The 26101-nt window shown below is 71.5% G+C and carries 26 protein-coding genes; 17 read left to right on the top strand and 9 right to left on the bottom strand.

Annotated features, from left to right (window positions below):
- Position 1: 1 nt before the first annotated feature.
- Entirely contained in the window at positions 2 to 1306 is a 1305-nt protein-coding gene (gene efeB / locus ASG45_RS07675) for an iron uptake transporter deferrochelatase/peroxidase subunit (protein WP_055835053.1), read from the top strand.
- Positions 1307 to 1340: 34 nt separating this feature from the next.
- On the opposite strand, the gene ASG45_RS07680 is transcribed toward efeB, so the two are convergent.
- Positions 1341 to 2393 (bottom strand): acyltransferase family protein, encoded by a 1053-nt coding sequence (locus tag ASG45_RS07680; protein WP_055835056.1) that lies wholly within the window; start codon positions 2391 to 2393, stop codon positions 1341 to 1343.
- 180 nt (positions 2394 to 2573) lie between these two features.
- Between ASG45_RS07680 and ASG45_RS07685 the strand changes: the two genes are divergently transcribed.
- The 3 genes from ASG45_RS07685 to ASG45_RS07695 all read left to right on the top strand — a co-directional run bounded on the left by ASG45_RS07685 (position 2574) and on the right by ASG45_RS07695 (position 5272).
- Positions 2574 to 3776: an LLM class flavin-dependent oxidoreductase gene (locus ASG45_RS07685; protein ID WP_156458772.1), complete on the top strand. Its 1203-nt coding sequence runs from the start codon at positions 2574 to 2576 to the stop codon at positions 3774 to 3776.
- 1 nt (position 3777) lies between these two features.
- Positions 3778 to 4422: an FMN reductase gene (locus tag ASG45_RS07690; RefSeq protein ID WP_055835059.1), complete on the top strand. Its 645-nt coding sequence runs from the start codon at positions 3778 to 3780 to the stop codon at positions 4420 to 4422.
- A gap of 247 nt (positions 4423 to 4669) precedes the next feature.
- The gene (locus ASG45_RS07695) at positions 4670 to 5272 is read left to right on the top strand and encodes a class I SAM-dependent methyltransferase (RefSeq protein ID WP_055835062.1); all 603 of its coding nucleotides are present in this window, start codon (positions 4670 to 4672) and stop codon (positions 5270 to 5272) included.
- Between the two features lie 108 nt (positions 5273 to 5380).
- Here ASG45_RS07695 and ASG45_RS07700 read toward each other — a convergent pair whose 3' ends face one another.
- A complete protein-coding gene (locus ASG45_RS07700; RefSeq protein WP_055835065.1) occupies positions 5381 to 6163 on the bottom strand; it encodes a DNA/RNA non-specific endonuclease in 783 nt (260 codons plus the stop codon).
- 114 nt (positions 6164 to 6277) lie between these two features.
- Positions 6278 to 6889, bottom strand: a complete 612-nt coding sequence (locus ASG45_RS07705; protein ID WP_055835069.1) for a DedA family protein — start codon at positions 6887 to 6889, stop codon at positions 6278 to 6280.
- A gap of 133 nt (positions 6890 to 7022) precedes the next feature.
- On the opposite strand from ASG45_RS07705, the gene ASG45_RS07710 reads away from it, so the two are divergent.
- Positions 7023 to 8987 carry a glycosyltransferase gene (locus ASG45_RS07710; RefSeq protein ID WP_055835072.1) on the top strand — a complete coding sequence of 655 codons (1965 nt, stop codon included), beginning with the start codon at positions 7023 to 7025 and terminating at the stop codon, positions 8985 to 8987.
- A gap of 109 nt (positions 8988 to 9096) precedes the next feature.
- Here the strand turns inward: ASG45_RS07710 and ASG45_RS16605 are convergent, their stop codons facing one another.
- Positions 9097 to 10437, bottom strand: a complete 1341-nt coding sequence (locus ASG45_RS16605) for a lytic transglycosylase domain-containing protein (RefSeq protein ID WP_055835075.1) — start codon at positions 10435 to 10437, stop codon at positions 9097 to 9099.
- A gap of 301 nt (positions 10438 to 10738) precedes the next feature.
- Between ASG45_RS16605 and ASG45_RS07720 the strand changes: the two genes are divergently transcribed.
- The 5 genes from ASG45_RS07720 (at position 10739) to ASG45_RS07740 (ending at position 16295) form a co-directional block, all read left to right on the top strand.
- The gene (locus ASG45_RS07720; protein ID WP_055835078.1) at positions 10739 to 13036 is read left to right on the top strand and encodes a polyribonucleotide nucleotidyltransferase; all 2298 of its coding nucleotides are present in this window, start codon (positions 10739 to 10741) and stop codon (positions 13034 to 13036) included.
- 225 nt (positions 13037 to 13261) lie between these two features.
- The gene (locus tag ASG45_RS07725; protein ID WP_055835081.1) at positions 13262 to 14287 is read left to right on the top strand and encodes an aldo/keto reductase; all 1026 of its coding nucleotides are present in this window, start codon (positions 13262 to 13264) and stop codon (positions 14285 to 14287) included.
- A 78-nt stretch (positions 14288 to 14365) separates the two neighbouring features.
- Complete coding sequence (locus ASG45_RS07730; RefSeq protein ID WP_055835084.1) at positions 14366 to 14968, top strand: histidine phosphatase family protein; 603 nt, start codon at positions 14366 to 14368, stop codon at positions 14966 to 14968.
- Between the two features lie 65 nt (positions 14969 to 15033).
- A complete protein-coding gene (gene dapB / locus ASG45_RS07735; RefSeq protein WP_055835087.1) occupies positions 15034 to 15846 on the top strand; it encodes a 4-hydroxy-tetrahydrodipicolinate reductase in 813 nt (270 codons plus the stop codon).
- Entirely contained in the window at positions 15843 to 16295 is a 453-nt protein-coding gene (locus ASG45_RS07740) for a hypothetical protein (protein ID WP_055835091.1), read from the top strand. The genes dapB and ASG45_RS07740 overlap by 4 nt, the downstream gene beginning before the upstream one ends.
- A 72-nt stretch (positions 16296 to 16367) precedes the next feature.
- Here the strand turns inward: ASG45_RS07740 and ASG45_RS07745 are convergent, their stop codons facing one another.
- The 4 genes from ASG45_RS07745 to ASG45_RS07760 form a co-directional block, all read right to left on the bottom strand.
- A complete protein-coding gene (locus tag ASG45_RS07745) occupies positions 16368 to 17288 on the bottom strand; it encodes a TIGR01777 family oxidoreductase (RefSeq protein ID WP_055835096.1) in 921 nt (306 codons plus the stop codon).
- Positions 17281 to 17706 (bottom strand): OsmC family peroxiredoxin, encoded by a 426-nt coding sequence (locus ASG45_RS07750; RefSeq protein WP_055835097.1) that lies wholly within the window; start codon positions 17704 to 17706, stop codon positions 17281 to 17283. The genes ASG45_RS07745 and ASG45_RS07750 overlap by 8 nt, the downstream gene beginning before the upstream one ends.
- 105 nt (positions 17707 to 17811) lie before the next feature.
- Entirely contained in the window at positions 17812 to 18345 is a 534-nt protein-coding gene (locus ASG45_RS07755; protein ID WP_055835101.1) for a DUF4395 domain-containing protein, read from the bottom strand.
- Entirely contained in the window at positions 18338 to 18775 is a 438-nt protein-coding gene (locus tag ASG45_RS07760) for a TlpA family protein disulfide reductase (RefSeq protein ID WP_055835104.1), read from the bottom strand. The genes ASG45_RS07755 and ASG45_RS07760 overlap by 8 nt, the downstream gene beginning before the upstream one ends.
- 144 nt (positions 18776 to 18919) lie before the next feature.
- On the opposite strand from ASG45_RS07760, the gene ASG45_RS07765 reads away from it, so the two are divergent.
- The 3 genes from ASG45_RS07765 to ASG45_RS07775 are packed head-to-tail and all read left to right on the top strand — an operon-like array spanning position 18920 to position 20983.
- Positions 18920 to 19729, top strand: a complete 810-nt coding sequence (locus ASG45_RS07765) for a thymidylate synthase (RefSeq protein ID WP_055835107.1) — start codon at positions 18920 to 18922, stop codon at positions 19727 to 19729.
- The gene (locus ASG45_RS07770) at positions 19726 to 20226 is read left to right on the top strand and encodes a dihydrofolate reductase (protein WP_055835110.1); all 501 of its coding nucleotides are present in this window, start codon (positions 19726 to 19728) and stop codon (positions 20224 to 20226) included. The genes ASG45_RS07765 and ASG45_RS07770 overlap by 4 nt, the downstream gene beginning before the upstream one ends.
- Position 20227: 1 nt before the next feature.
- Positions 20228 to 20983 (top strand): SDR family NAD(P)-dependent oxidoreductase, encoded by a 756-nt coding sequence (locus tag ASG45_RS07775; protein WP_055835113.1) that lies wholly within the window; start codon positions 20228 to 20230, stop codon positions 20981 to 20983.
- A gap of 51 nt (positions 20984 to 21034) precedes the next feature.
- Here ASG45_RS07775 and ASG45_RS07780 read toward each other — a convergent pair whose 3' ends face one another.
- Positions 21035 to 21571 (bottom strand): NUDIX domain-containing protein, encoded by a 537-nt coding sequence (locus tag ASG45_RS07780; RefSeq protein ID WP_055835116.1) that lies wholly within the window; start codon positions 21569 to 21571, stop codon positions 21035 to 21037.
- On the opposite strand from ASG45_RS07780, the gene ASG45_RS07785 reads away from it, so the two are divergent.
- The 4 genes from ASG45_RS07785 (at position 21570) to ASG45_RS07800 (ending at position 26077) form a co-directional block, all read left to right on the top strand.
- Positions 21570 to 22646 (top strand): endonuclease domain-containing protein, encoded by a 1077-nt coding sequence (locus ASG45_RS07785; protein WP_156459405.1) that lies wholly within the window; start codon positions 21570 to 21572, stop codon positions 22644 to 22646. The genes ASG45_RS07780 and ASG45_RS07785 overlap by 2 nt on opposite strands.
- 108 nt (positions 22647 to 22754) lie before the next feature.
- Complete coding sequence (gene dapA / locus ASG45_RS07790; RefSeq protein WP_055835123.1) at positions 22755 to 23732, top strand: 4-hydroxy-tetrahydrodipicolinate synthase; 978 nt, start codon at positions 22755 to 22757, stop codon at positions 23730 to 23732.
- Between the two features lie 76 nt (positions 23733 to 23808).
- Positions 23809 to 25485: a ribonuclease J gene (locus ASG45_RS07795; RefSeq protein WP_055835128.1), complete on the top strand. Its 1677-nt coding sequence runs from the start codon at positions 23809 to 23811 to the stop codon at positions 25483 to 25485.
- A 100-nt stretch (positions 25486 to 25585) separates the two neighbouring features.
- Complete coding sequence (locus ASG45_RS07800) at positions 25586 to 26077, top strand: GNAT family N-acetyltransferase (protein ID WP_055835131.1); 492 nt, start codon at positions 25586 to 25588, stop codon at positions 26075 to 26077.
- The last annotated feature ends 24 nt before the right edge of the window (positions 26078 to 26101 follow it).

A 26101-nucleotide genomic window follows, 5' to 3' on the forward strand; every position in this document is an offset into this window, starting at 1 on the left:
CGTGACCGACGAAGAGCAGACCCCGACCACGCCGTCTGACCCGACCCCGGAGGCCACCGGCCTGTCCCGACGCGGCCTGATGGGGCTCGCGATCGGGGCGGGTGCGGCCGGCCTCGCCGTCGGCGCCGGCGGCGGGTTCGCGGGCGGTGCCGCGTACGGTCAGGATCAGGCGCGGCGGGCGATGGATGCCACGGCCGCGGCCTCCGGCATCCACCAGGTCGGCATCACCACCCCGGTGCAGGACCACCTGCACTTCGCCTCGTACGACATGATGGCCCGCACCACCCGCGACGATCTCGCCGAGCTGCTGTCGGACTGGACGTACGCGGCCACCCGCATGATGCAGGGGCTCGACGTCAGTGCGACGGGGGCGGTCGGCGGGTCGCCGCAGGCACCGCCCGACGACACGGGCGAGGCGGTGGGGCTCCCGGCCAGCAACCTCACGATCACGTTCGGCTTCGGCCCGACCCTGTTCGACGCGCGCTTCGGCCTCGAGGGGCAGCGTCCGGCGGGGCTCGAGCGGCTGCCGGCGTTCCTCGGCGACGACCTCGACCCGCTGCGGTCCGACGGCGACCTGTGCATCCAGGCCTGCGCCGACGATCCGCAGGTGGCCGTGCACGCGATCCGCAACCTCAGCCGCATCGCCTTCGGGCGGGCGACGATCCGGTGGTCGCAGTTGGGCTTCGGCCGCACGTCCAAGACCACGGCCGCGCAGGCCACCCCGCGGAACCTCTTCGGATTCAAGGACGGCACGGCCAACGTGCTCGCCGACGACACCGCCGCCCTCGACGACAACGTCTGGGTGTCGGCATCCGAGGGTCCGGCGTGGCTGGTCGGCGGGTCGTACCTCGTGGCGCGGCGCATCGCGATGCTCATCGAGACGTGGGACCGCACCCGCCTCGCCGAGCAGGACCGCGTGATCGGCCGCGACAAGGGCCAGGGGGCGCCGCTCTCGGGTGGCGACGAGTTCACGAAGCCCGACTTCCAGGCGACGGATGCCGCGGGGCAACCGCGCATCGACCCGCGCAGCCACGTGCGCCTGGCGCACCCCGACACGAACGGCGGCATTCAGATCCTGCGCCGCGGGTACAACTTCGTCGACGGGACGACCGACCTCGGGCGGCTGAACGCCGGGCTCTTCTTCCTGTCGTTCCAGAAGGCCCCCGACCGCTACGTCACCCTGCAGCGGTCCCTGTCGACCGATGCGATGAACGAGTACGTGCGTCACGTCGGGTCGGGGCTGTGGGCCGTACCGCCGGCGCCGGCCGCGGGGGAGTCGGTGGGGGCGGGGCTGCTCGGCGCGTGAGGGGAGCCGACGCGCGCGGGGCGGGGAGGGTCACCTACCGCGACCCGCGACCCGCCCCCAGCTCCCGGTCGCGGAAGAGCCACGGCATCCGGGGTTCCACCAGGGGGCGGGTGAGTCGGCGCACGGGCCGGCTCGACAGGCCGACGGCGATCGCCACGCTCGCGACGGCGATGAGGGGGATCCACAGCGCCGCGGGTTCGAGACCCCGCAGGACGCCCGATTGGCGGAACGGATAGAGCACGAACGTGTGCAGCAGGTAGACGTACATCGTGTACCGGCCGAGGTGCGTCCACGACGTCTCGCGGCGCGGGACGAGCAGCAGGAACGCCGTCATCAGCACGAGCGCGAGGGCGATGATCGCCAGCCGCACCCCGCCCGCCCACCACTGCGGGGCGTCCAGGTCGGCGTACGTGTCGACGAAGAAGAACCACGTGCCCAGGCGCACGTCCCGCCAGACGTCGACGAAGGCGAACGCGATCGCCCCGGCTCCGGCCAGGACGAGGACGGCGACGATCCGCAGCCACACCGGTCGGGCGTCGAGCAGCCCCCGGCGCGCGACGACGTCGCGCTCGCGCAGCCACCACCCGAGGGTGAAGAACGGCAACAGGCCGAGGAAGCGCGAGAGCGAGAGGGTCGAGTCGATGCCGGGGAGGTACCCGGCGACGATCGAGATCGCCAACGCCCACAGCACGGGCGCGCGCAGCAGCGCGAGATACGGCAGCACGAGTCGGAACAGCGCCAGCGCCAGCAGGAACCACAGCGTCCACGACGGCTGCGCCGGATCGAGGTTGCTCCGGCCGGTCACGAGCAGTTGGGTGACGGTCCAGAGCGTCTCGAAGATCAGGTACGGCGCGATGAGGTCGGTGAACAGTCGCGCCATCCGCCGGCGGGTCGGTTCGGCCGACGACGAGAAGTAGCCAGCCACGAGGGCGAAGAGGGGCATGTGGAACGCGTAGACGAGCAGGTACAGCGCCTCGGCGGCATCCGAATCGTAGGTCAGTCGCTGCACGGCGTGACCGAACACGACGAGCACGATCGCGGCGAAGCGGGCGTTGTCCCAGAAGGGCACACGGGTCGGTGTCGTCATCGCCAGCGACGATATCCCCGCCGGGAGCGGCGGTCCACGGGGGTGGATTCCGGATGCCGATGAGGTAACGCGGAATAAAGCTCGGTCTCGCACGTTGGAGCATGTATATTCAGTTGCATACAAATAAGAGGGGCGCTGATTCAGATGAGCACGGTGAACGAGACGAACAACTGGCCCGGGATGCAGTTCGGCGTCATGACGGTGAGCGACATCACCCAGGACCCGACCACCGGTAAGACGCCCAGCGAAGCGCAGCGCATCAAGGACACGCTGACCATCGCGAAGCACACCGAAGAGGTCGGCCTCGACGTCTTCGCCCTCGGCGAGCACCACAACCCGCCGTTCTGGTCGTCGTCGCCCACGACGACGCTGGCGTACATCGCCGCGCAGACCGAGCGCCTCATCCTCACGACCTCGACGACACTCATCACCACGAACGACCCGGTGAAGATCGCCGAGGACTTCGCCATGCTGCAGCACGTGTCGGGGGGTCGCGCCGACCTCATGCTCGGCCGGGGCAACACCGGACCCGTGTACCCCTGGTTCGGCAAGGACATCCGCCAGGGGCTGCCCCTGACCATCGAGAACTACGACTTGCTGCACAAGCTGTGGCGCGAGGACGTCGTCGACTGGGAGGGGAAGTTCCGCACCCCGCTGCAGGGCTTCACCTCGACCCCGCGTCCCCTCGACGGCGTCGCGCCGTTCGTCTGGCACGGCTCGATCCGCACCCCCGAGATCGCCGAGCAGGCCGCGTACTACGGCAACGGCTTCTTCGCCAACAACATCTTCTGGCCCAAGGAGCACTACCAGCGCCTCATCACGCTGTACCGCGAGCGCTTCGCCCACTACGGCCACGGCACGCCCCAGCAGGCGATCGTCGGACTCGGCGGACAGGTGTTCATGCGCTCCAACTCGCAGGACGCCGTGCGCGAGTTCCGCCCCTACTTCGACAACGCCCCCGTCTACGGCCACGGCCCGAGCCTCGAGGACTTCAGCGAGATGACCCCGCTGACCGTCGGCTCGCCGCAGCAGATCATCGACCGCTACGCGTCGATGCGCGAGACCTACGGCGACTACCAGCGCCAGCTGTTCCTCATCGACCACGCGGGGCTTCCCACCAAGACCGTGCTCGAGCAGCTCGACATCCTGGGCTCCGAGGTCGTGCCGGTGCTGCGCAAGGAGCTGCAGAAGAACCGCCCCGCCGAGGTGCCCGACGCGCCCACGCACGCCAACATGGTCGAGAAGGCGTACGCCGGTGCCGCTCCGCGCCAGGCCGTTCCCGCCGCGAACCGCGGCGACAACCTCACCGCGGGCAGCCCGTACCAGGATGCCGCGAAGGCCGGCAGCGCCTTCGGTTCCGCCGCGACGCGCGTGGGGGCCTGACGTGGCCGCCCGCCGCATCGCGGTGATCACCGCGGGCCTGTCCACGCCGTCGTCGACGCGCATGCTCGGTGACCGCCTCGCCCACGCGGCTCTGGCCGAGCTGCGCGAGCGCGGCATCGACGCCACCAGTGACGTGTTCGAACTGCGCGACTACGCGCACGACCTCACCGACAACCTGCTCACCGGCTTCGCGCCCCCGGCGCTGGAGCAGATGATCAACACGGTCGTGTCGGCCGACGGCATCATCGCCGTGACGCCGATCTTCTCGACCAGCTACTCGGGCCTGTTCAAGTCGTTCATCGACGTGCTCGACCCGCAGGCGCTGAACGGCACGCCCGTGCTGATCGGCGCGAACGCGGGGACGGCGCGCCACTCGCTCGCGATCGACTACGCCATCCGGCCGCTGTTCACCTACCTGCACGCCAATCCCGTGCCGACCGGAGTGTTCGCGGCATCCAGTGACTGGGGATCGAACGCCGACGAGGTCGCCCCGCTGGGCTCGCGCGTCGACCGCGGAGCCCGGGAGTTCGCCGACGCGATCGCCGCGCGCGAGCCGGTACGCGACGCCGATCCGTTCGACCCGTCGTCGTACCTCGGCGAGGGCCGCTCGTTCGGCCACCTGCTGGGTGGTCTGTCGGGGGAGTGACCCCGTATGACGCCCCGTCGCCCTCGCGGGCGGCGGGGCGTCGTCGTGCGCGGGGTCGCGCACAACCTCGGTCATGCGCACGACCTCAGTCGGGAGGGGCCCGTTCGGGCTGAGGTTGTGCACATCGCTGAGGTTGTGGCGTGGGAGTGGGCGGCCGCGCGCGTTCGAGGACCGGCCGATCGCTGAGCCCGTGCACCCGGCCCGGAGCGGACCCGCCCTAGGGTGGGGGCGAGCAGAAGGAGCCGCGATGGATGCCGCGCAGTGGGACGAGCGATACCGCGCCTCGGCCGGGGGAGTGTGGGCCACCCAGCCGCCCGCCGCTGTGCGCGAGATCGCGGCGACGCTGCCGCCGGGAACCGCCATCGACGTCGCGACCGGCGACGGGCGCACGGCGCTGTGGCTCGCCGGGCGCGGCTGGACCTGCACGGGAGTCGACTTCTCGGGCGCCGGTCTCGCGCTCGCCGCGGCGCGGCCCGGGGGCGACGCGGTCACCTGGACGCGCGGAGACGTCCACGAGTGGGAGCCCGCGACTCCCGTCGACCTCGTGGTGTCGTGCTACCTGCACCTGCCCGACAGCGCCGTCGCCGTCGCACGGATCGCGGAGTGGGTCGCACCCGGGGGTTCGCTCGTCGTGATCGGTCACGATGTCGACAACATCGCCGCCGGTGGTCACGGACCGACCGACCCCGCGATCCTGTACACGCCCGAACTGCTGCGCAGCGCCCTCGACGAGAGGTTCCGCATCGAGCGCTGCGAGCGCATCACGCGCACGAGCGCCGATGCCGAGCTGCGGGGCGGGCACGCTTCCGCCGCGATCGACACCCTTCTGCACGCGGTGCGGGTGGGCTGACGAGCCGGGCCGACGGCCCCGACCTCGTGGAGTCCTCGCTCGCGGAGCCGTCGACGGGCGAGCCGCCGTGCTGCGCGGGGGAGCGAGGCGTCGGCGCGAGCGCTCGCCTCACAGCATGATGTCGTCGGCGCTGCGCAGCTCGCGCGCCGCGACCGGGCGCAGCCCCCGCCGCACGAACGTGTCGGCGGCCTGCAGCGGCCCCACGTCGACACCCGCCTCGGCCGCGATGTCGGCGATGGGCACCTGGAACGTGCGGAACGCCCCGAGCGGCGCCACCGTCAGAGCCTGCCGCGTGTCGACGAGCGCGCTCTGATCGAGCACGAAGCCCGCTGCCGCCAGGGCGTCGCCGTCGCGCCAGGCGGCGATCTTCCAGAACCGCAGGGGCACGCGGATGCCGCGATACGGCGGGTCGTCGGCGCCCCGCACCGGGGCGGTGAACACCGCAAGACGCCGGTCGGTCGTCTCGGCGTAGGCGAGCACGTGGTCTTCGAGGCCCAGCCAGAGCTCTTTCGATTGGTTGAAACCCGCAGCCTGGGGAGCGGCGTTCGTGTAGAAGAACGTCGCCTCGGTGGCAGCTCGAGCCTCGGACGCCGAGCCCCAGCCCGGATCGCGCCGCCGCACGAGATGGCCGCGGTCGAGGTCGTTGCGGCTGTAGACCTCGGGACCCGCCTGCGCGTCGGCGGAGACGCGCGGATCGAGCCGCCACTCGCCCGTGCGCGGCTGCTCGCGCAGCGTCGCCCCGTCGATGACCACGCCGGTGACGGCGGCGAACCGCCGCTCCTCGTCGAGGAGCACCGAGAACCGCGGGTAGTCGAGCCGGGTGACCGGCGTGGTGGGGGAGGGGAGGGGCAGGGGGATGCCGAGGAAGTCCGGGTCGTAGCCGTCGCTCATGCCCCCATGCTGCCCGGGGCCTCCGACATCGCGACAGACGCGTGCCGAGAACATCGTATGAAGACCCGGCCCGCGTCGGCGTTACGCCCGGGGTCCGGCATCCGCCGCCGACGATCAGCCCCGCGACGCCACCCGGCGCTTCGCGCGACGCGCCAGCACGAGATCGATCCCCACGCCGATCCCCACCGCCACGACGATCGACACGACCACCGCGACGACCGGCCCGCCCGGCACCACCGCGGCCACGATCGCGCCGATCACGGCCTGGTACGCCGCCCAGGCGAGCGCCGCGACCGCCGCCACCCCGAGGTAGCGCGCCGGAGCCACCCGCGCGGCGCCCGCGGCCAGGTTGACCGCGAGGCGAGCGAAGGGCACGAACCGCGCGGTGAACAGCACGACCGCGGCGTTGCGTTCCAGGCGTGCCCGCGCCCAGTCGAGGGCGGCGCGCACACGGGGGCGGCGCATCCACGCCCAGCGCTCGACGCCGACCCTGCGACCGACCAGGTAGCAGCAGGCGTCGCCCGCGAAGGCCGCGGCTGCGGCGACGAGCACGACCCCGAGGAGCGGCGGCGTGCCGTGCGACACCGCCAGTGCCCCGAAGGCGGTGACGGCCGCCTCGCCCGGGATGACGACGAGGAAGGCGTCGGCGAACACGAGGACCGCCATGCCGAGCAGGGCCCACGGGCTCGCGGCGATCGCCTGCAGCCACCCGTCGACACCGTCCATTCCGTCACTCTCCGCCGCCGATCGAGACGCCCCGCCCACGCGGCGGTGACGCCCAGCGGAGCATCGGGTGAACATCGCGAACCTGGCCCCGATCCGGCCCCCACCGGCCCGCCCGAGGTCTCACCCTGGAGACGTGAGAGTCGCGCTGCTGGCCGAATCCTTCCTCCCCCACATGAACGGGGTCACCGGTTCCGTTCTGCATGTGCTGCGCCATCTGGCCGAGGCGGGGCACGAGACCCTCGTCATCGCTCCGAAGTCGGGCGATGTCACCGCCGATCTGCACGGCGCGCGCACCGAGCTGCTGCGCTCGGTGCCGCTGCCGTCGTACCCCGAGGTGCGCGTGGTGTTCGCCCGGGCCGCCCGCCTCGGGGCCCTCCTGCGCGACTTCGATCCCGACGTGGTGCACCTGGCCTCCCCGTTCGTGCTCGGCTGGCAGGGGCTCGCCGCCGCCGACGCGCTGAGGATCCCCTCGGTCGCGGTGTACCAGACCGACGTCGTCGCCTACTCGCAGAAGTACGGCCTGCCCCACGCCACGGCGCTCGTCGCGGGGCACGTCGCCCGCCTGCACCGCCGCGCCACGCTCACCCTCGCCCCGTCGTCGGCGTCGACGCGCCAGCTCGAAGGTCTGGGCGTCGACCGCATCCGCCGCTGGGGTCGGGGAGTGGATGCCGTCCGCTTCGCGCCCGAGCACCGCGACGACGCGTGGCGGGCCGAGGTGGCCCCGAACGGTGAACGCATCGTGGGGTACGTCGGGCGCCTCGCCCCCGAGAAGCAGGTCGACGACCTGCGCGCGCTCGCCGACGTACCCGGCACGCGCCTGGTGATCGTCGGCGACGGCCCCTCGCGGCCCGCGCTCGAGAGGGCGATTCCGGATGCCGTCTTCACCGGGCACCTGTCGGGTGCGGCGTTGGCGCAGGCCATGGCCGGCTTCGACGTGTTCGTGCACCCGGGTGAGAGCGAGACGTTCGGCCAGACCATCCAGGAGGCCCTCGCCAGCGGTGTTCCCGTGGTGGCGACCGGCGTGGGCGGGCCGCTCGACCTGGTGCGCTCCAGCGTCGACGGCTGGCTGTACCGTCCCGGTGACCTCGACGACCTGCGCGCCCGCGTCGCCGATCTCGTCGGCGACGAGTCGAAGCGCCGCGCGTTCGCCCGCGCCGCGCGCGAGGCGGTACAGGGGCGCACCTGGCAGGCCCTCACCCGCGACCTGGTCGGGCACTACCAGGATGCCGTCGCCCTCCGCGCCGTCGACGACAGCATGCTGCTGCGCGGGGGAACGCGACCGGCCACCCTGTCGGCATCCCGCACCCGGGGGCGGTGGACGCGCTTCGTCGCGCTCGGCGACTCGCTGACCGAGGGCCTGTGCGACGCGTCGCGCATGCCGGCGGGGCAATACCGCGGGTGGGCGGATCGTCTGGCCGAGCTGCTGGCGCACACCAGCGACGCGGGGCCTTTCCGCTACGCCAACCTGGCCGTGCGCAGCCGTCGGGTGCGTCACCTGATCGACGAGCAGGTCCCCGCCGCGCTCGCTCTCGAGCCCGACCTCGTGTCGATCCTCATCGGCGCCAACGACCTCGTGGGACCGGCGCCCGTCATCCCGGCCATCGTCGCCGAGGTCGAGTCCGCCGTGCGCGCGATCCGCCGGACGGGCGCCGACGTGCTCCTGGTGACGACCTTCCTGCCCCGACGCGCGGCGGCCCGCATCTTCGCGCGACGCTTCGCGACGTACAACGTCGAGCTGCGGCGCATCGCGCAGGAGCAGGGTGCGATCCTGCTCGACCTCGAGGCCGTCGCCGACCTCGGCGAGCTGCCGCACTGGGCCGACGATCTGGTGCACCTGCGCTCGGCCGGGCATCGCCTGGTGGCGTATCGCGCGGCCGAGGCCCTGGGGGTACCCGACGCGTCGGCGCTGCTCGGACTCGACGAGGCGCTGCACGCCGACGACGACGCCCCGCACGGCGCCTGGCTCACGCGCGACGCCCTGCCGTGGGTGTGGCGCCGCGTCCGCGGACGCACCGCGGGCGACGGCATTCTGGCGAAGCACGCGGGCTACGTCGAGCTGCCCACCCGCGGCGATCGCGAGCGTACCCGCGCCGTCTGACGAGGGCCTTGTCGCGGACGTCGTGGTGGCGTCGTCGAGAGCACACGCCACGGCCCGTGCGTTCGCGAAGGACGGGTGGTCTCGTGAGCTAGCGGGCGGCGGGGCCGCGTCAGTACCAGCCGGTGCGTTCCGAGTGCGCCCAGGCGCCGCAGGGGCTGCCGTAGCGGTCGGCGATGTAGCGCAGGCCCCACGAGATCTGCGTCGCCGCGTTCGAGCGCCAGTCGAGACCCGCCGAGGCCATCTTCTCGCCGGGAAGGGCCTGGGGGATGCCGTAGGCACCGCTCCAGGGGTTCAGCGCGTCGGCCCGCCAGCCCGACTCGCGGTTCCACAGCGACACGAGGCACGAGAACTGGTCGTCACCCCAGCCGTAGCCGCTGATCGCTCCGCGCGCGTGGGTGCGCGCCTCGCTCGGGCTCATCACCGGGCCGGCGGGGGCCGTCGTGCCGCCGTCCGAGCCGCCGCCCGAGCCGTCGCCGTTTCCGCCGCTGCCGCCGCCGGAGTTCCCTCCGCCGCCGGAGTCCCCGCCGCCGCTGCCGGAGCCGCCGCCGTTCCCGCCGCCGGGATTCGACCCGCCCCCGGAGCCGCCGCCGTCGCCGGACCCGCCGCCGGGAGTGGACCCGCCGCCCGAGTCGCCGCCGCCGGAGTCCGAGCCGCCGCCGGACCCACCGCCCTCGCCCCCGGAGCCCGGACCGCCGCCGGTCGATCCGCCGGGCTCGGCGGCGTCGCGTTCGGCCTTCTCGCGCTCGCGCGCCGCGCGCTCCTGCTCGGCGGTCGTGCGCCGCAACTCGGCCAGCTGCGCGTACAGGTCGTTCAGCTGGGCCTGGGCGGCGGCGACGGTCGCCGTCTCGGTCGCGGCCTCGGCGGCGGCGGTGGCCGCCGTCGTCTGCGCCTCGGCCGCCAGGCGCGCGGCTTCGGCGCGGGCCTGCTCCGCCTGGGCGCGCAGAGACGTGGCGACGTCGGCCGCGCTGCGGGCTTGGCCGGCCGTGCGCGCCGCCACGGTCGCCATCCGATCCAGGATGCCCAGACGCGACAGCAGGGAGTCGGGATCGGCGCCCGTCAGCAGCTGCGCCACGAGGGGGCCGCTCCCGGTGGTGCGGTAGAGGCGTGAGGCGCTGGCGCCCGCCCGGGTGCGGGTGGACGAGAGGTGCGCGTCGGCGGCGGTGCTCTGCGCCGTCAGCGTCTCGGCGCGGGCGGCGGTGGACTCCGCGAGCAGTCGGGTGCGCTCGGCGGTCGCCGAGGTGTCGAGCGCGCGACGCGACGCCGACGCGGCGGACTGCTCCGCGGCATCCAGCGCCTGCTTCACCTGGGCGACGGCCGCCTCATCGACGGCGGCGGTCACGGCCCTCGTCGCGGAGGCGGGTGAGGCGGCGGCGGCCGACAGAGGGGCCATCGCCGCGCCGAGGAGCACGCACACGAGGAGCGTGTGACTGCTGCGACGGATGATGCCCATGAGGTCACGCTAAAGCACGAATCCGTGCGGTGACCACCCCGTTCCGCGCGGCGCTGGTAGGGTGAGGACGATGCCGTCTTGGCATCCGCTCAATTACACATGAGCTCACGGAGCAGGCCGGCAGACGCTGGTCCCCTGTGGTGGACTCCCCGTCGTTTGCCGGGTGGTCGTCTACTGGTGGCCAGTCGCCGGGATTTCCGGGCCGACACGTCGGCGCGCCCTTTCTGCCTGTTCCTGCTCCTTCGCATGCAGCTCGTCGCCCACACGGGGCGGCGAGCCTAAACAAAGAAGGAGGGACCTCTTGGAAGGTCCAGAAATCACCGCCGCTGAAGCCGTTCTCGACAACGGCCGTTTCGGCACCCGCACCATCCGCTTCGAGACCGGACGCCTCGCTCAGCAGGCCCAGGGCGCCGTTGCCGCCTACCTCGACGAAGAGACCATGCTCCTGTCGGCCACCAGCGCCGGCAAGCACCCGCGTGAAGGCTTCGACTTCTTCCCGCTGACCGTCGACGTCGAAGAGCGTTCGTACGCCGCGGGCAAGATCCCCGGCTCGTTCTTCCGCCGCGAGGGTCGCCCTTCGACCGAGGCCATTCTCGTCTGCCGCCTCATCGACCGCCCGCTGCGCCCCTCGTTCGTCGAGGGCCTGCGCAACGAGGTCCAGATCGTCGTCACCGTGCTGTCGATCGCGCCCGGCGAGTTCTACGACGCCCTCGCGATCAACGCCGCGTCGCTGTCGACCCAGATCTCGGGTCTGCCCTTCTCGGGTCCCATCGCGGGTGTGCGCCTCGCGCTCATCCCCGGCCACGGTGAGAACGCCGACCAGTGGGTCGCGTTCCCGACCGTCACGCAGCTCGAAGAGGCCGTCTTCGACCTCATCGTCGCGGGCCGCGTGCTCGACGACGGCGACGTCGCCATCATGATGGTGGAGGCCGAGGCCACCGAGGGCAGCTGGAACATGATCAAGGGCGGCGCCACCAAGCCCAACGAGCAGGTCGTGGCCGAAGGCCTCGAAGCGGCCAAGCCGTTCCTGCGCCAGCTGGTGGACGCGCAGAACGAGGTCGCCCGCACGGCGGCCAAGGAGATCCAGTCGTTCCCCGTCTTCCCGGCGTACAGCCAGCAGACGTACGACTTCGTCGCCGGTCGCGCCTACGACCGCCTCGTGCCGGTGTACCAGATCGCCGACAAGCAGGAGCGTCAGAACGCCGACGACGAGATCAAGACCTCGGTCAAGGCCGAGCTCATCGCCGCCGTCGAGTCGGGTGAGCTGCCCGCCGTCGCGACGCTCGAGTTCAGCGCCGCGTACAAGTCGGTCACCAAGACGATCGTCCGCGGTCGCATCCTCGCCGAGGGCGTCCGCATGGACGGCCGCGGTCTGGCCGACATCCGTCCGCTCGACGCCGAGGTGCAGGTCATCCCGCGCGTTCACGGCTCGGCGATCTTCCAGCGCGGCGAGACCCAGATCCTTGGCGTCACCACGCTGAACATGCTCAAGATGGAGCAGCAGATCGACTCGCTGTCGCCCATCACGAGCAAGCGCTACCTGCACCACTACAACTTCCCGCCGTACTCGACCGGTGAGACCGGTCGCGTGGGCAGCCCCAAGCGTCGCGAGATCGGGCATGGCTTCCTGGCCGAGCGCGCGCTCGTGCCCGTGCTGCCCAGCCGCGAGGAGTTCCCGTACGCGATCCGTCAGGTGTCCGAGGCCCTCGGGTCCAACGGCTCCACCTCGATGGGCTCCGTCTGCGCCTCGACCCTGTCGCTGCTGAACGCGGGTGTGCCGCTGCGCGCTCCCGTCGCCGGTATCGCCATGGGCCTGGTCACCGACCAGGTCGACGGACAGACGCGCTACGCCGCCCTGACCGACATCCTCGGCGCCGAAGACGCCCTCGGTGACATGGACTTCAAGGTCGCGGGTACGTCGGAGTTCATCACGGCGATCCAGCTCGACACCAAGCTCGACGGCATCCCGTCGTCGGTGCTCGCCGCTGCCCTCACCCAGGCGAAGGAGGCTCGTCTGACGATCCTCAACGTCCTGAACTCGGCCATCGACGCCCCCGACGAGATGGCGCCCACCGCGCCCCGCGTCATCAGCGTGCAGATTCCGGTCGACAAGATCGGTGAGCTCATCGGACCCAAGGGCAAGACGATCAACTCCATCCAGGACGAGACCGGCGCCCAGATCTCGATCGAAGACGACGGCACCGTGTACATCGGCGCGACCGACGGCCCCTCGGCCGAGGCTGCCCGTGCGCAGGTGAACGCGATCGCCAACCCGACCAACCCCGAGGTCGGCGAGCAGTTCCTGGGCACGGTCGTCAAGATCGCGACCTTCGGTGCGTTCGTGTCGCTCCTGCCCGGCAAGGACGGACTGCTGCACGTCAGCGAGGTCCGCAAGCTCGCCGGTGGCAAGCGCGTCGAGAACGTCGAAGACGTGCTGTCGGTCGGTCGCAAGATCCTCGTGCGCATCACGAAGATCGACGACCGCGGCAAGCTGTCGCTCGAGCCGGTCGTCGACGAGGCCGCTGACGCGACCGAGCCCGCCGACACGCAGAGCTCGGCCGCCGCGAGCGAGGGCCCCGAGGCTCCCGCCGAAGGCTGATCCTCTCGTCTGATCGGATGCCCGTCCCGCTTCTCGCGGGGCGGGCATCCGTCGTGTGACGGGTGTGACGCGTGGGGTGATCGGTGCACAAGCGTTACGCAATGTTTATCGCCGTGGCGGGCGAATCGGCGGCCCACCGCGGGCGAAGCTTTAGCCTCGAAGTACGTCGGGGGGCGTGCAGTTACGGGTTCGCCGTACCGTCGCCCGGCATCGAGGGGATTCACCATGAGCGGCCCGGGCGTCGACGAGACGGCCTCGCCACGCCTGCGTCGTGATCGCGCGTCGCACCCCTCTTCTCCGATCACCCTGCAGGGGCCCGGTCTGGGCTCCCACGTGCGGGTTCCGCTCGGTGAGACCGGCTTCGAGGTCTTCCCGCTCTTCCTCGGTGGGGGGGAGTTCGGCTGGAACGTCGACGCCGGCGCCAGCCACGACATCCTCGACGCCTACGCCGAGCTCGGTGGGAATGCGCTGCACACCGCCGACAGCTACGCGGCCGGCCGCAGCGAGTTCATCATCGGCGAGTGGCTGCGCACCCGGCGCATGCGCGACGAGGCCGTGGTCACCGTGCGCATCGGAGGACACCCCGACAACCCCGGGCTCGACTCCGTCAACCTCGTGCGTGCCGTCGAGGCGTCGCTCACGCGCCTGGGCACCGACCGTATCGACGTGCTGTCGCTCGACGCCGCCCGCGGCGACACGGCCCTGCTCGAAGACACGCTCGCCACCAGCGAGTGGCTCGTCGATTCGGGCAAGGTCCGGGCGATCGGTGCGCACGGGTACACCGCCGCGCAGCTCGTCGAGGCCCGCATCCTGTCGTCGGCGGGCTACCCGCGCATCTCGGTGCTCGACGTTCCCTACAACGTGCTGCGCCGGAACGAGTTCGACGGCGACCTGCGACTGATCGCGTCGGCGCAGGGGATGGCCGTGACGCCGTCGCACGCCCTGGCGCACGGTTTCCTCTCCGGCGAGACCCGCACGCGCGACCAGTCGTCGCAGTCGGTGCGGGGGTTCCAACTGGCCGCCAACTTGAACCGCCGGGGGACTCGTGTGCTGCGCGCCCTCGACACCGTCGGCACCGAGCTCGGCATCCCGGATGCCGCGGTGGCCGTCGCCTGGCTGCTCGCGCAGAAGATCGTCACCGCCCCCATCGTCAACGCCTTCGCGCCTCGTCACGTCGTCGAATGCATGCGCGCCGTGGGCGTGCGCCTCAGCCGGGCCCAACTGGCGGATATCGCACGCGCCGCCGAGTGACCGGTCCGCGCGCGAGAGCGTGACGTAGGCTGGAACACGGGGCCGGGGGACGGCAGATCGACGACGAGGTGAGCTGACGTGACGCACTACATCTATCTGGTGCGCCACGGCGAGCACCAGGATGCCGAGCACGGGCTCACCGACGGCCCCCTGTCTCCGCGTGGTCAGCGTCAGGCGGCCCTGCTCGCCGACCGGCTGTCGGGGCTTCCGCTCGACGCGGTGTGGCACTCTCCGCTCGAGCGTGCGGCGCAGACGGCGCGAGCCGTCGCCGAGCGTCTGCCGTCGGTGGCTCCGGAGTCGTCGGCCCTGCTGTTCGACTGCGTGCCCACGGGGATGACGCCCGAAACGCCCGCGGCATACGAGTCGTTCTTCGGGTCGGTCTCCGAGGCCGAGATCGAGGCCGGCCGCGCGCAGATGGCCGACGCCACCGCCGAGTTCCTCGCCCGCAAGGCGGGGGAGGTGCACGAGCTCGTCATCACCCACAACTTCGTCATCTCGTGGTTCGTCCGCGAGGTGCTGCAGGCCCCCGACTGGCGTTGGATGACGATCAATCAGGCCTACTGCGGCTTGACCGTCATCGCGCAGAAGAAGGGCCGGCCCTGGACGCTGCTCTCGCACAACGACCTGGCGCACCTGCCGGTCGAGCTGCGCACGGGGCTGATGGACCCGCTCCCGGTCTGACGGACCGCGCACCGTACATCTGTGGACAGCGCGTCGAACGTGTGCGCGCCGCCTAGGCTGGACGCATGACGACGCGTGTGGCCATCGTGGGCGGTACCGGCAAACTGGGCGGGGTGATCCGCGAGGTCGTCGAGGCCGAGGACGGGTACGAGGTCTCGGCGATCCTGACGTCCACCTCCGACCTCAGCGAACTCGACGGCGCCGACCTGGTCGTCGATGCCTCGACCCCCGCCGTCTCGATCGATGTCGTGCGCGCCGCGATCGAGCGCGGCATCAACGTGCTCGTCGGAACGTCGGGCTGGTCGAACGAGCGCATCGCCCTCGTCCGCTCGCTCGTCGAAGCCGGTGGCACGGGTGCCGTGTTCATCCCCAACTTCTCGCTCGGATCCGTCATCGGCAGCGCCCTGGCGGCCGCGGCCGCCCCGTTCTTCCCGTCGATCGAGATCGTCGAGGCCCACCGCGAGACCAAGATCGACTCGCCGAGTGGAACCGCCGTACGCACCGCCGAGCTCATCGCCGCGGCGCGCGCCGAGGTCGGTCCCGTCGACTCGCCGCACGTCGACCAGCGCGCACGGGGTCAGCGGGTGGCCTCCGTGCCGATCCACTCGCTGCGGCGACCGGGCGTGGTCGCTCGCCAAGAGACCGTGCTGTCGGGGGCCGGTGAGTCGCTCACGATCGTGCACGACACGGTGGAGCCCGCCACCGCCTATGCCCCCGGCATCCGCATCGCCCTCGCGGCGGCGCGCGAGGCGCGGGGCGTCATCGTCGGGCTCGACAGCTTCATCGACATCGGCGTGCGCACCCGCCCGATCGAGCCGGGGGCCCCGATCGCCGACGGCGACGTCTCGGGCCAGGTGGCGGGCGCCACCAGCGCATGAAAACGCGCATCGCCGTCGCCGTGATGACGGTGCTGCTTCTGCTGTACGTTGTCCTGGCCGGACAGCGGGCCATCGTGCTGCTCACGAGCGGCGACGGGGTCGGGATCGCGATGGGCGTCGCGCTCCTCGTGCTTCCGCTGCTGGCGCTCTGGGCCATCGGCCGGGAGCTGTGGTTCGGCGTGGGCGCGCAACGCCTGGGGGAGCGCCTCGATGCCGAGGGCGGGCTGCCCGACGAAGACCTGCCGGTGCGTCCCAGCGGGCGCATCGAGCGCGAAGACGGTGACGCCCTCTTTCCGCAGTACCGCGCCGACGTCGAGGCGCACCCCGAAGACTGGCGGGCCCGATACCGCCTGGCCCTCGCCTACGACGCGGCGGGTGATCGACGCCGTGCACGCGAGTCGGTGCGCACGGCGATCCGACTCGAGGGCGTGGAGCGCCGCGCGCGCTGAGTCGCAGCCGGGGCGCCGACGGCGCCGCGACCGCACCGCGCCGGGCGAGAAGCACTGCCCGGCGCGGGCGTCTCAGGCGGCGTCGTGGGCGGGGACGGCCGAGGCCACGGCCTCGTCGACCGTGCGGTGCGTGAAGGTGAAGCCGTCGTTCTCGAGGGCGGTCGGACGCACGTCGGCGTCAGAGGTCAGCAGCGCCTCGGTGGCGTCGGCGCCGAGAGCGAGCTTGACGCCCCAGATCGGGGCGCGCAGGGCGTAGGGCCGGTTCATGCGTCGGGCGAGGGCGAACCCCAGATCGTTGGCGGTCGCCCGCGTGGGACCGGTGAGGTTGACCGGACCGTCGAGGTCGGAGTCGATGACGTGCCGGATGGCGCGCACCTCGTCTTCGAGCGTGATCCACGGCCACACCTGGGTGCCGCGGCCGATGGGGCCCGAGATGCCGAGCTTGGTGAGCAGCAGCAGGGGCTTGAGCACCCCCTGCTCGTGCACGACGGGAGCCGTGCGCAGGAACGCGACGCGCGCCTTGTCGCCCGCCCCGCGCGCCGCGGCCTCCCATTCGACGCAGATGTCGACGAGCAGACCCCGACCCGAACGGGCCTCCTCGGTCAGTACGACGCCGGGCTGCGAGCCGTAGAACCCGGTGGCACTCGCGTTGATCAGGGCCGGAGCGTCGTCGCCCAACGCGCGTACGGCCGCGGCGAGGGTGCGCGTCGGCGTGACGCGCGACCACAGCAGCTGGCTCTTGTACGACGGCGTCCAGGGGAAGTGCCCGATCGATGCGCCGTTCAGGCACACGACCGCGTCGGCTCCGGCCAGCACGTCGGGATCGAGCGGAGCGGCGTTCTGGAGCCACTGCACCTCGTTCGCGTCGCGTGGCTCGTGTCGGACGAGAGCGGTGACCTCGACGCCGTCGGAGCGCAGCGAATCGGCCAGAGCGGAGCCGATGAGGCCCGACGCGCCGGCGATGACGACGCGTCGGGCCGAAGACTCAGGCAAGCGTGGCCTCGAGGGTGATGTCGATGCCCGCGAGCGCCTGCGACACGGGGCAGTTGGCCTTCGCATCGGCGGCGATCTTCTCGAACGTCGCGGCGTCGAGACCGGGCACGACGGCGTTGACGTTCAGGTGGCTGCCGGTGATGCCGGTGCCGGGCTTGAACGTGATCGACGCGGTGGCGTCGACCGACTCGGGAGGGGTGCCGTTCTCGGCGAGGGCGTTCGACAGCGCCATGCTGAAGCACGCCGAGTGCGCACCGGCGAGAAGCTCTTCGGGGGTCGTGACCGAGTTCGACCCCTCGCTGCGGGCCTTCCAGTTCACACCGAAGGTGCCGATGCCGGACGAGGTGAACGTCACCTCACCCGAACCTTCGAACAGGCTGCCCTTCCAGGCGGTGGCTGCTTCGCTCGTGACGGCCATGGGGACCTCCATCATCACGCGCGGTCCGGAGCGACCGCGACGCGGCCAGCCTAACGAGGGTCTGCCACACCGCTCGGGTCTTGACAGCCTCCGCGAAGGTGGCTGTCAGGCGGATGCCGTGCCCCGGCGCCCGATGAGGCCGACGCGCTGCAGAACGAGGTAGAGCTGGCATCCGAGGCACAGGCCGAACGCGGCGTTGAGGAAGGCGGCGACGAAGGCCATGGCGGCGGCGATCGGCAGGGCCCAGGGGACCCCGGCGAGGTGCAGGACGAGACCGACCGCGGTGACGAACAGGCCGACGCCCTGGGCGAACCGCGGGGGACGCGGGTCTTCGAACTCGGTCGGCGGCGACAGGCGCGGTCGGACGACCCGGCGGAAGAGCACACCCCAGGGGGCGGTGCGCGGGGAGGCGACCCCCCAGACGAAAAGCAGGGCGATGACGAGCAGCAGCAGGAAGCCCGGGTCGACGATCCGCGCGACGACCGAGACCTGCGGCAGCAGCCAGCCGTTGGGGGAGGACGTCTCGTGCGCCGTCGCGACGCCGATCAGGCTGAGCACCGTGGCGATCAGTAACAGGACGGCGGTGATCGACGCGGCGAATCGGGGGCCGCGGACGTCGATGCGGGCGTTCTCAGACATGCGGGGCCTCTTCGTGCAGACGATCGAGTTCGGTTTCGACGACGGCGCGGGTCGGTGCGCCGGCGATACGGGTGCGGATGGTGCCGGTGCGGTCGAGCACGAGGGTCGTAGGGGTCTGGAGCACGCGGAACCGCTGGGCGAGGTCGGGGCGATGGGTGAGATCGACGTCGAGGTGGCGGACACCGGTGCGCTCGTCGGCGACCGCCGACAACAGGCGATGGACGCCCGGGCAGCGCGAGCACAACTCGGTGCTGAACTGCAGAAGGGTCGCGTCCTCGCCCAGGGGGCCCGTGCCGAGCGTGCGCGGGTCGATCGACTCGGCGGAGTCGACGGCGCGGACGCGCCCCTGGCCGCGCCGCAGGAGCAGGCCCACCGCGGCGGTCGCCGCGAGAAGCGCGGCGGCGATCACGAGGGCGAGGGTCAGGTCCACGATCGTCAACGGTAGCCGCCGCCACCGACACCGGGGCGGATGAGTCGTCGCGTGACGGGAGGACCCCTCCTCCCCAGATGGCGGATGTCCGCGATGCCGTAGGGGCAGGGTCGTCGCGGGCCCCGCGCGGGTATCGTGAAGCGCGTGACCGCCGACATCCTCACCCCGTACGAAGACCTGCTGCGCGACGTGTTCGAGAACGGCACGCACAAGTCCGATCGCACCGGTACCGGCACCACGAGCGTCTTCGGCCGACAGATCCGGTTCGATCTCGCCGACGGGTTCCCTCTCATCACGACCAAGCGCGTGCACCTCAAGTCGATCGTGTACGAGCTGTTGTGGTTCCTGCGCGGTGAGTCCAACGTCGGCTGGCTGAAAGAGAACGGCGTCTCGATCTGGGACGAATGGGCCGACGCCGACGGCGAGCTCGGACCCGTGTACGGCGTGCAGTGGCGCTCCTGGCCCACCGCCGACGGCGGCACGATCGATCAGATCGCCCAGGTCGTCGAGCAGATCCGGCGCGACCCCGACTCCCGTCGCCTGATCGTGTCGGCGTGGAATCCCGCCGACATCCCCGACATGGCTCTCGCGCCGTGCCACGCGCTGTTCCAGTTCTCGGTCGCCGACGGCAAGCTGTCGTGCCAGCTGTACCAGCGCAGCGCCGACATGTTCCTGGGGGTGCCGTTCAACATCGCCTCCTACGCGCTGTTGACCCTGATGGTCGCTCAGCAGACCGGCCTGGAGCCCGGCGAGTTCATCTGGACGGGCGGCGACTGCCACGTCTACGACAACCACCGCGCGCAGGTGCAGGAGCAGCTCACGCGGGAGCCGTACGCCCTGCCCACGCTGCGATTCGCCCGCACGCCCGACTCGATCTTCGACTACCGCTACGACGACGTGATCGTCGAGGGCTACCAGCACCACCCCGCCATCAGGGGAGCCGTCGCGGTATGACCTCGATCGGGCTCGTGTGGGCCGAAGCCCACGGCGGCGTCATCGGCGCCGACGGCGGAATGCCGTGGCACGTCCCCGAAGACCTCGCGCACTTCCGCGAGGTCACCGGGTCGTCCGACGTCATCATGGGTCGGCGTACGTGGGAATCGCTCCCGCCGCGCTTCCGGCCGCTGCCCGGCCGGCGCAACATCGTGGTCACGCGCTCCGACGACTGGTCCGCCGAGGGTGCCGATCGCGCGGGGTCGCTCGACGCAGCACTCGACCGCACCGAGGGAGAGCGTGCGTGGGTCATCGGGGGCGGGCAGCTCTACGCCGAGGCGATCGGCTATGCCGACCGCGTCGAGCTCACCCGTCTCGACGTCGCCGTCGACGGGGACACCCACGCTCCGAGCCTCGACGGATGGTCGCTGGCCGCCGCCACCCCTGTCGAGGGATGGCACGTGTCGCGCAGCGGCATCCGGTACCGCTTCGAGACCTACGAGCGCCGGGGCGCCTGAGATGACGCGCAGCGCTCTCATCACGGGCGCGAGTTCCGGTCTGGGCGCGGAGTTCGCCCGCCAGCTCGCCGCGCGCGGCGCCGACGTCGTGCTCGTGGGCCGCAATTGCGAGGCACTCGAGGCCGTCGCCGCCGACGTGCGGGCCGCGCACGGCGTCGGGGTCGAGGTCGTCGTCGCCGACCTCCTCGACGACGATGCCGTGGCCCTCGTCGAGAGGCGGGTGGCCGCGGGCGTCGACATCCTCGTCAACAATGCCGGTTTCGGACTCGACCTCGCGTTCGACGAGAACGCCGTCGACGACGAGGTGCGTCACCTGCGTCTGCACGTCGAGGTCGCCCTGCGTCTCACGCACGCCGCGCTGCCGGCGATGCTCGCGCGGGGGAGTGGACGCATCGTCAACGTCGCCTCGGTGGCGGGTTTCGTGCCGCGCGGCACCTACGGCGCGGCGAAGGGGTGGCTGATCTCCTTCAGCCGCTGGGCCAACGTCGCCTACCGCAAGCGGGGCGTCAGCGTCACCGCGGTGTGCCCGGGGTTCGTGCACACGAACTTCCACGAGCGTCTGGGCCTGCCTCCAGGCGAAGAGGGGGTGCCGCCGGGAATGTGGTTGACGGCCACAGACGTCGTGCGCGAAGGACTCCGCGATGCCGCGCGCGGACGCGCGGTGTCGGTGCCGTCGCTGCGGTACAAGGCGCTGGTCGCCGCGTCGCGGCTGCTGCCCGACGGGCTGGTCGTGCGCGCCGCCGCCGGAGGGCGCTGAAACGCCCCTCGCCGCGGCCGGCTCGGGTCACCGCGACGGCCGGGTCGCTGCTCAGCGGAAGCGTCCCAGGTGGATGCCGGCGAACGCGAGGGCGGCGATCGTCTCGCCGTCCGAGACGGTGCCGTCGGCCACGAGGGCCAGCAGCTCCGCGAACGGGATCCATCGCACCTGGTCGATCCCCTCCTCGTGCTGGGACGTCGTGGCATCCGTCGTCTCGAGACCCCGCGCGAGGTACACGTGCTCCGGGGCGTCGGCGATGCCGTTGAGGGCGTTCATGCGGCCGAGGTAGTGCCACTCGGATGCCGTGACCCCGGTCTCCTCGAGGAGTTCCCGCTTCGCGGCCTCGAGCGGATCCTCGCCGTCGGAGCCGCCCGCGGGCACTTCGAGCGAACGCCCGGTCGTGTAGCGCTCGAGCTCGATGACGCACACGCGCTCGTCGTCGTCGAGGGCGATCACGAACACCGCCGGGTGCTGCACGCGGACGACCCCGTAGATGCCGTCGCCGTGGGGCCCCGTCACCTCGTCTTCGCGCACGTGGATCCAGCGGTTCTCGTAGACGGTGCGCGATGCGCGGGTGGTCCAGGCCATGAGGTCACCCTACGGCGCGGCTCGTGCCGGGGTTCAGATACAGGAGCGGGCTGGGCGCGACGGCTCCATTCGCCACATCTGTGCGCAGGCGCACCAGCGATCATGCATATCGACCGCGCGCGCCGCATGCCGGGCAGGCGGGGCAGGCGGGGCCGGCGGGCGGGCTGTTATCCACAGCCGCGCCGGAGGCGCGCGAGCGCGGATCGCGCTCGGGCACGCTGCACGAGTGCGCACATCCACCGCCATCGAACTCGTGGCGCGAGCCGGGGGCGTGATGCGGCGTGCCGACCTGATCCGCCGCGGTGCCACGCATGCCGACGTCCGCCGATTCGTGCGGGGCGAGGTGTTCGAACGCCTGCGCGACGGCGTGCTCGCTCTGCCCGAGACCGATCCGCTCGTCGCGACGGCGGCGATGCACGGCGGATCCGTCGCGTGCGCCTCCGCCCTCCGCCGGTACGGGGTCTGGTTGTGGGAGGACGATGCGCGCGTCCACGTGTGGCTGGGCACCTCGGGTCGCCGCCACGGTCATCCCGGATGCCGGTGCGTCAACCACCACGATGCCGGGACTGCCTCGTTCGGTGTCGTGTCGATCGTTCAGGCTCTCGTGCAAGTGGCGACCTGCCTCGGAGACGAGGTCTTCTTCGCCGCCTTCGAGTCCGCATGGCGCAAGGGGCTGATCGATCGTGCACAACGGGCCGAGGTGAGGGCGGGACTGCGCGCTGGACGACGATGGCTCGTCGACCTCGCGCGTCCCGATGCCGACAGCGGCCTCGAGTCGATCCTTCGGCTGCGGTTGAGTCGTCTCGGCATCCGCCTGGAGAGTCAGGTACGCATTCCCGGCGTCGGCGTGGTCGATTTCCTGCTCCACGGGCGGATCATCCTGGAGGTCGACGGCCGCGAGAACCATGACGGGGTGTCGCTGCGGCACAAAGATCTGCGTCGGGACGCGATTGCCGCGGCGCAGGGCTTCGAGACCTTGCGCTTCGACTATGCGATGGTGCTGCACGAATGGCATCTGGTGGAGGCGGCGGTCCTGGCGCGCCGCGCACACGCGCGCGGTGGTCGGTATGCATGACCGGCATCATGCAGCGGGGGCACTTCGACGCCCGATGTTCACTGCTGCCCCACCGATCATGCAGACGGACGCCGCGGAGAGCGGGCCGCGAACCGATATCCTGGGTGCATGACGCACTCCGGCAATCCCTTCGGTCAGGTGCTCGTCGCGCTCATCACCCCGATGACCGCCGACGGCGAAGTCGACTGGCCCGCCGTCGAGAAGCACATGGACGACGTCATCACCGCGGGCGCCGACGGCATCGTCGTCACCGGCACCACCGGTGAGACCTCCACCCTGACCGACCCCGAGAAGCTGCGTCTGGTCGAGGTCGGCAAAGACGTCTCGGCGGGCCGCGCGAAGATCCTCACGGGTGGCGGGTCCAACGAGACCGCGCACGCGATCGAGCTCTACAAGGCCAGTGAGAAGGCCGGCGCCGACGGCATCATGATCGTCACGCCGTACTACAACAAGCCCACCCAGGCCGGCATCCTGACGCACTTCCGTCTCGTCGCCGACGCGACCGACCTGCCGGTCATCCTGTACGACATCCCCGGCCGCACCGGTGTGCCCATCAAGTACGAGACGATCCTCCGACTGGCCAAGCACCCCAACATCCTCGCGATCAAAGACGCCAAGGGCGACTTCAGCGAGGTCAGCCGGGTGCTCAACCAGACCGACCTCATGTACTTCTCGGGCGACGACGCCAACGTGCTGCCGCACCTGTCGATCGGTGCGAGCGGGCTCATCGGCGTGACGGCCAACATCGCCGCCGCCCCGTACCGCACGATCGTGGATGCCGTGAACGCCGGCGATCTCGCCACGGCCACCGCCGCGCACAAGGGCCTCGAGCCGCTCGTGCGCGCCGTCATGACGCACGTGCCCGGCACGGTCGCCGCGAAGTACATCCTGCACGGCCTCGGGCGCATCGCCAGCCCGCGCGTGCGCCTGCCCCTGGTCGGCCCCGAAGAGTGGGAGGCCGCGGTGATCGAAGACGAGCTCGCCCTGGTCGCCGACGTCGCGGGTGCCGATTTCTCCAACTTCCGCCCCGACCGCAACGCGGCCGCCGGCGGTGCCCTGCCGAAGGTGCACGGCACCACGAGATAGACATGGGCGTCCGCCGATCCGCGGCCTGGGACGCCACACGAGGGGATGCCACGCGGTGGCATCCGAGGAGGCACTTATGCCCACGACTGTTTACGATCCCCCCGCACTCGCGCCCGGCACGCTGCGCGTGGTCCCGCTCGGCGGTCTCGGCGAGGTCGGACGCAACATGACCGTCTTCGAGTACGAGGGCAAGCTGCTCGTCGTCGACTGCGGCGTGCTGTTCCCCGAGGAGCACCAGCCCGGCGTCGACCTGATCCTGCCCGACTTCGAGCCGATCAGGCACCGTCTCGACGACATCGTCGGCGTCGTTCTGACGCACGGACACGAAGACCACATCGGCGCGGTTCCCTACCTGCTCAAGCTCAAGGGCGACATCCCCCTCATCGGGTCGGGGCTCACGCTGGCGCTGATCGAGGCGAAGCTCAAAGAGCACCGCATCCGCCCCTACACCCTGACGGTGAAAGAGGGGCAGCACGAGAAGGTCGGGCCCTTCGACCTCGAGTTCATCGCGGTGAACCACTCCATCCCCGACGCGCTCGCCGTGGCGATCCGCACGCCCGCCGGCCTCGTGCTCGCCACCGGCGACTTCAAGATGGATCAGCTTCCGCTCGACGGCCGCATCACCGACCTGCGCGCGTTCGCCCGCCTGGGTGAAGAGGGCGTCGACCTGTTCCTCGTCGATTCCACCAACGCCGACGTCCCCGGGTTCACGCCCACCGAGCGGGCCATCGGTCCGGTGCTCGATCAGGTCATCGCGCGCGCTCCGCGCCGCGTGGTCGTCGCCAGCTTCTCGAGCCACGTGCACCGCGTGCAGCAGGTGCTCGACGCCGCGCACGCGAACGGTCGGCGCGTGGCGCTGCTGGGTCGCAGCATGGTGCGCAACATGGGCATCGCCGCCGACCTCGGGTACCTCAACGTCCCCGACGGCGTGCTGATCGACTACAAGAAGGCCCGCGACCTGCCCGACGACAAGATCGTCTACATGTCGACCGGTTCGCAGGGCGAGCCCATGGCCGTGCTCAGCCGCATGGCCAACCTCGACCACGCGATCGAGCCGGGCGAGGGCGACACGATCATCCTGGCCTCCAGCCAGATCCCGGGGAACGAGAACGCGATCTACCGCGTGATCGACGGGCTGACCAAGCTCGGCGCGACCGTAGTGCACAAGGGCAACGCCAAGGTGCACGTGTCGGGTCACGCCGCCGCGGGCGAGCTGCTGTACTGCTACAACATCCTCAAGCCCAAGAACGTCCTGCCCGTGCACGGCGAGTACCGCCACCTCATGGCCAACGCGAAGCTCGCGCGCGAGACCGGGATCCCCGAAGAGAACACGATCCTCGGCGAGAACGGCACGGTCGTCGACCTGCGCGACGGTGTCGCCCGCGTGGTCGGTCAGATCGACATCGGCTTCGTCTACGTCGACGGCTCGTCGGTGGGCGAGATCACGGATGCCGACCTCAAGGACCGTCGCATCCTGGGCGAGGAGGGCTTCATCTCGGTGATCGTCGTCGTCGACTCGGCGACCGGCAAGATCATCTCGGGTCCCGAGATCCACGCCCGTGGTTTCGCCGAAGACGACAAGGTCTTCGACAGCGTCAAGCCCAAGATCGCCGCGGCCCTGGCCGAAGCGGCCAAGTCGGGTGTCCGCGACAACCACGCGTTGCAGCAGGTCGTGCGCCGCACGATCGGTCGCTGGGTCAACCAGTCGCTGCGCCGTCGGCCGATGATCGTGCCGATGGTCATCGAGGCCTGACCCGCATTCCGAAGCGCCGCCGGACGACCCTCGGGTTCGCCGGCGGCGCTTCGTCGATTCACCCGGCGCGGGAGCGGCGCGCCGCCGCTATCATTCGGGCATGCCCGGTCTCCCGATCCGCGCGGCCGTCGCCTCCGACGGCGCCTTCCTCGCCGACATGACGGTCGAGGCCGCCCTGTGGCGCGCGGGAGCGGCACGTGCTCGTCACGAGATCGTGAGCAGCCCCGAGTACCGCCGGTACATCGCGGGATGGATGCGTCCCGGAGACGCCGGCTTCATCGCCGAGTCGCCCGGGGGAGATGCCGTCGGCGCGGCCTGGTACCGGATGCTGCCGCGCGACGAACCCGGGTTCGGGTGGGTGGGTACCGGGGTGCCCGAGCTGATCATCGGCGTCCGGCCCGTCTGGCGTGCCCACGGCGTCGGGCGCGCGCTCCTGCAGCGCCTCGTCGATCATGCCCGTGCGCAGGGCTACGCCCGGATCAGCCTCAGCGTCGAGCGCGGGAACTACGCCGTCAGCCTGTACCGATCCGAGGGCTTCGCGGTCACGCGCCCCGGGATCGGACGCGACGTGATGGTGAAGCGCCTGGCCTGAACCCCGCGTCGGTGCGGGCGAATG

The sequence above is a fragment of the Microbacterium sp. Leaf436 genome (assembly GCF_001424715.1).
GTDB lineage: Bacteria > Actinomycetota > Actinomycetes > Actinomycetales > Microbacteriaceae > Microbacterium.

Excerpts from the sequence above, each read along its gene's own strand:
- ASG45_RS07795 (WP_055835128.1), top strand. The coding sequence starts at position 23,809 with ATGCCCACGACTGTTTACGATCCCCCCGCACTCGCGCCCGGCACGCTG.
- ASG45_RS07725 (WP_055835081.1), top strand. The coding sequence starts at position 13,262 with ATGAGCGGCCCGGGCGTCGACGAGACGGCCTCGCCACGCCTGCGTCGT.
- ASG45_RS07700 (WP_055835065.1), bottom strand. The coding sequence starts at position 6,163 with ATGAGCGACGGCTACGACCCGGACTTCCTCGGCATCCCCCTGCCCCTC.
- ASG45_RS07755 (WP_055835101.1), bottom strand. The coding sequence starts at position 18,345 with ATGTCTGAGAACGCCCGCATCGACGTCCGCGGCCCCCGATTCGCCGCG.
- dapB (WP_055835087.1), top strand. The coding sequence starts at position 15,034 with ATGACGACGCGTGTGGCCATCGTGGGCGGTACCGGCAAACTGGGCGGG.
- ASG45_RS07740 (WP_055835091.1), top strand. The coding sequence starts at position 15,843 with ATGAAAACGCGCATCGCCGTCGCCGTGATGACGGTGCTGCTTCTGCTG.
- ASG45_RS07770 (WP_055835110.1), top strand. The coding sequence starts at position 19,726 with ATGACCTCGATCGGGCTCGTGTGGGCCGAAGCCCACGGCGGCGTCATC.
- ASG45_RS07695 (WP_055835062.1), top strand. The coding sequence starts at position 4,670 with ATGGATGCCGCGCAGTGGGACGAGCGATACCGCGCCTCGGCCGGGGGA.
- ASG45_RS07780 (WP_055835116.1), bottom strand. The coding sequence starts at position 21,571 with ATGGCCTGGACCACCCGCGCATCGCGCACCGTCTACGAGAACCGCTGG.
- dapA (WP_055835123.1), top strand. The coding sequence starts at position 22,755 with ATGACGCACTCCGGCAATCCCTTCGGTCAGGTGCTCGTCGCGCTCATC.
- ASG45_RS07685 (WP_156458772.1), top strand. The coding sequence starts at position 2,574 with ATGCAGTTCGGCGTCATGACGGTGAGCGACATCACCCAGGACCCGACC.
- ASG45_RS07680 (WP_055835056.1), bottom strand. The coding sequence starts at position 2,393 with ATGACGACACCGACCCGTGTGCCCTTCTGGGACAACGCCCGCTTCGCC.
- ASG45_RS07775 (WP_055835113.1), top strand. The coding sequence starts at position 20,228 with ATGACGCGCAGCGCTCTCATCACGGGCGCGAGTTCCGGTCTGGGCGCG.
- ASG45_RS07750 (WP_055835097.1), bottom strand. The coding sequence starts at position 17,706 with ATGGCCGTCACGAGCGAAGCAGCCACCGCCTGGAAGGGCAGCCTGTTC.
- ASG45_RS07785 (WP_156459405.1), top strand. The coding sequence starts at position 21,570 with ATGAGGTCACCCTACGGCGCGGCTCGTGCCGGGGTTCAGATACAGGAG.
- ASG45_RS16605 (WP_055835075.1), bottom strand. The coding sequence starts at position 10,437 with ATGGGCATCATCCGTCGCAGCAGTCACACGCTCCTCGTGTGCGTGCTC.
- ASG45_RS07705 (WP_055835069.1), bottom strand. The coding sequence starts at position 6,889 with ATGGACGGTGTCGACGGGTGGCTGCAGGCGATCGCCGCGAGCCCGTGG.
- ASG45_RS07800 (WP_055835131.1), top strand. The coding sequence starts at position 25,586 with ATGCCCGGTCTCCCGATCCGCGCGGCCGTCGCCTCCGACGGCGCCTTC.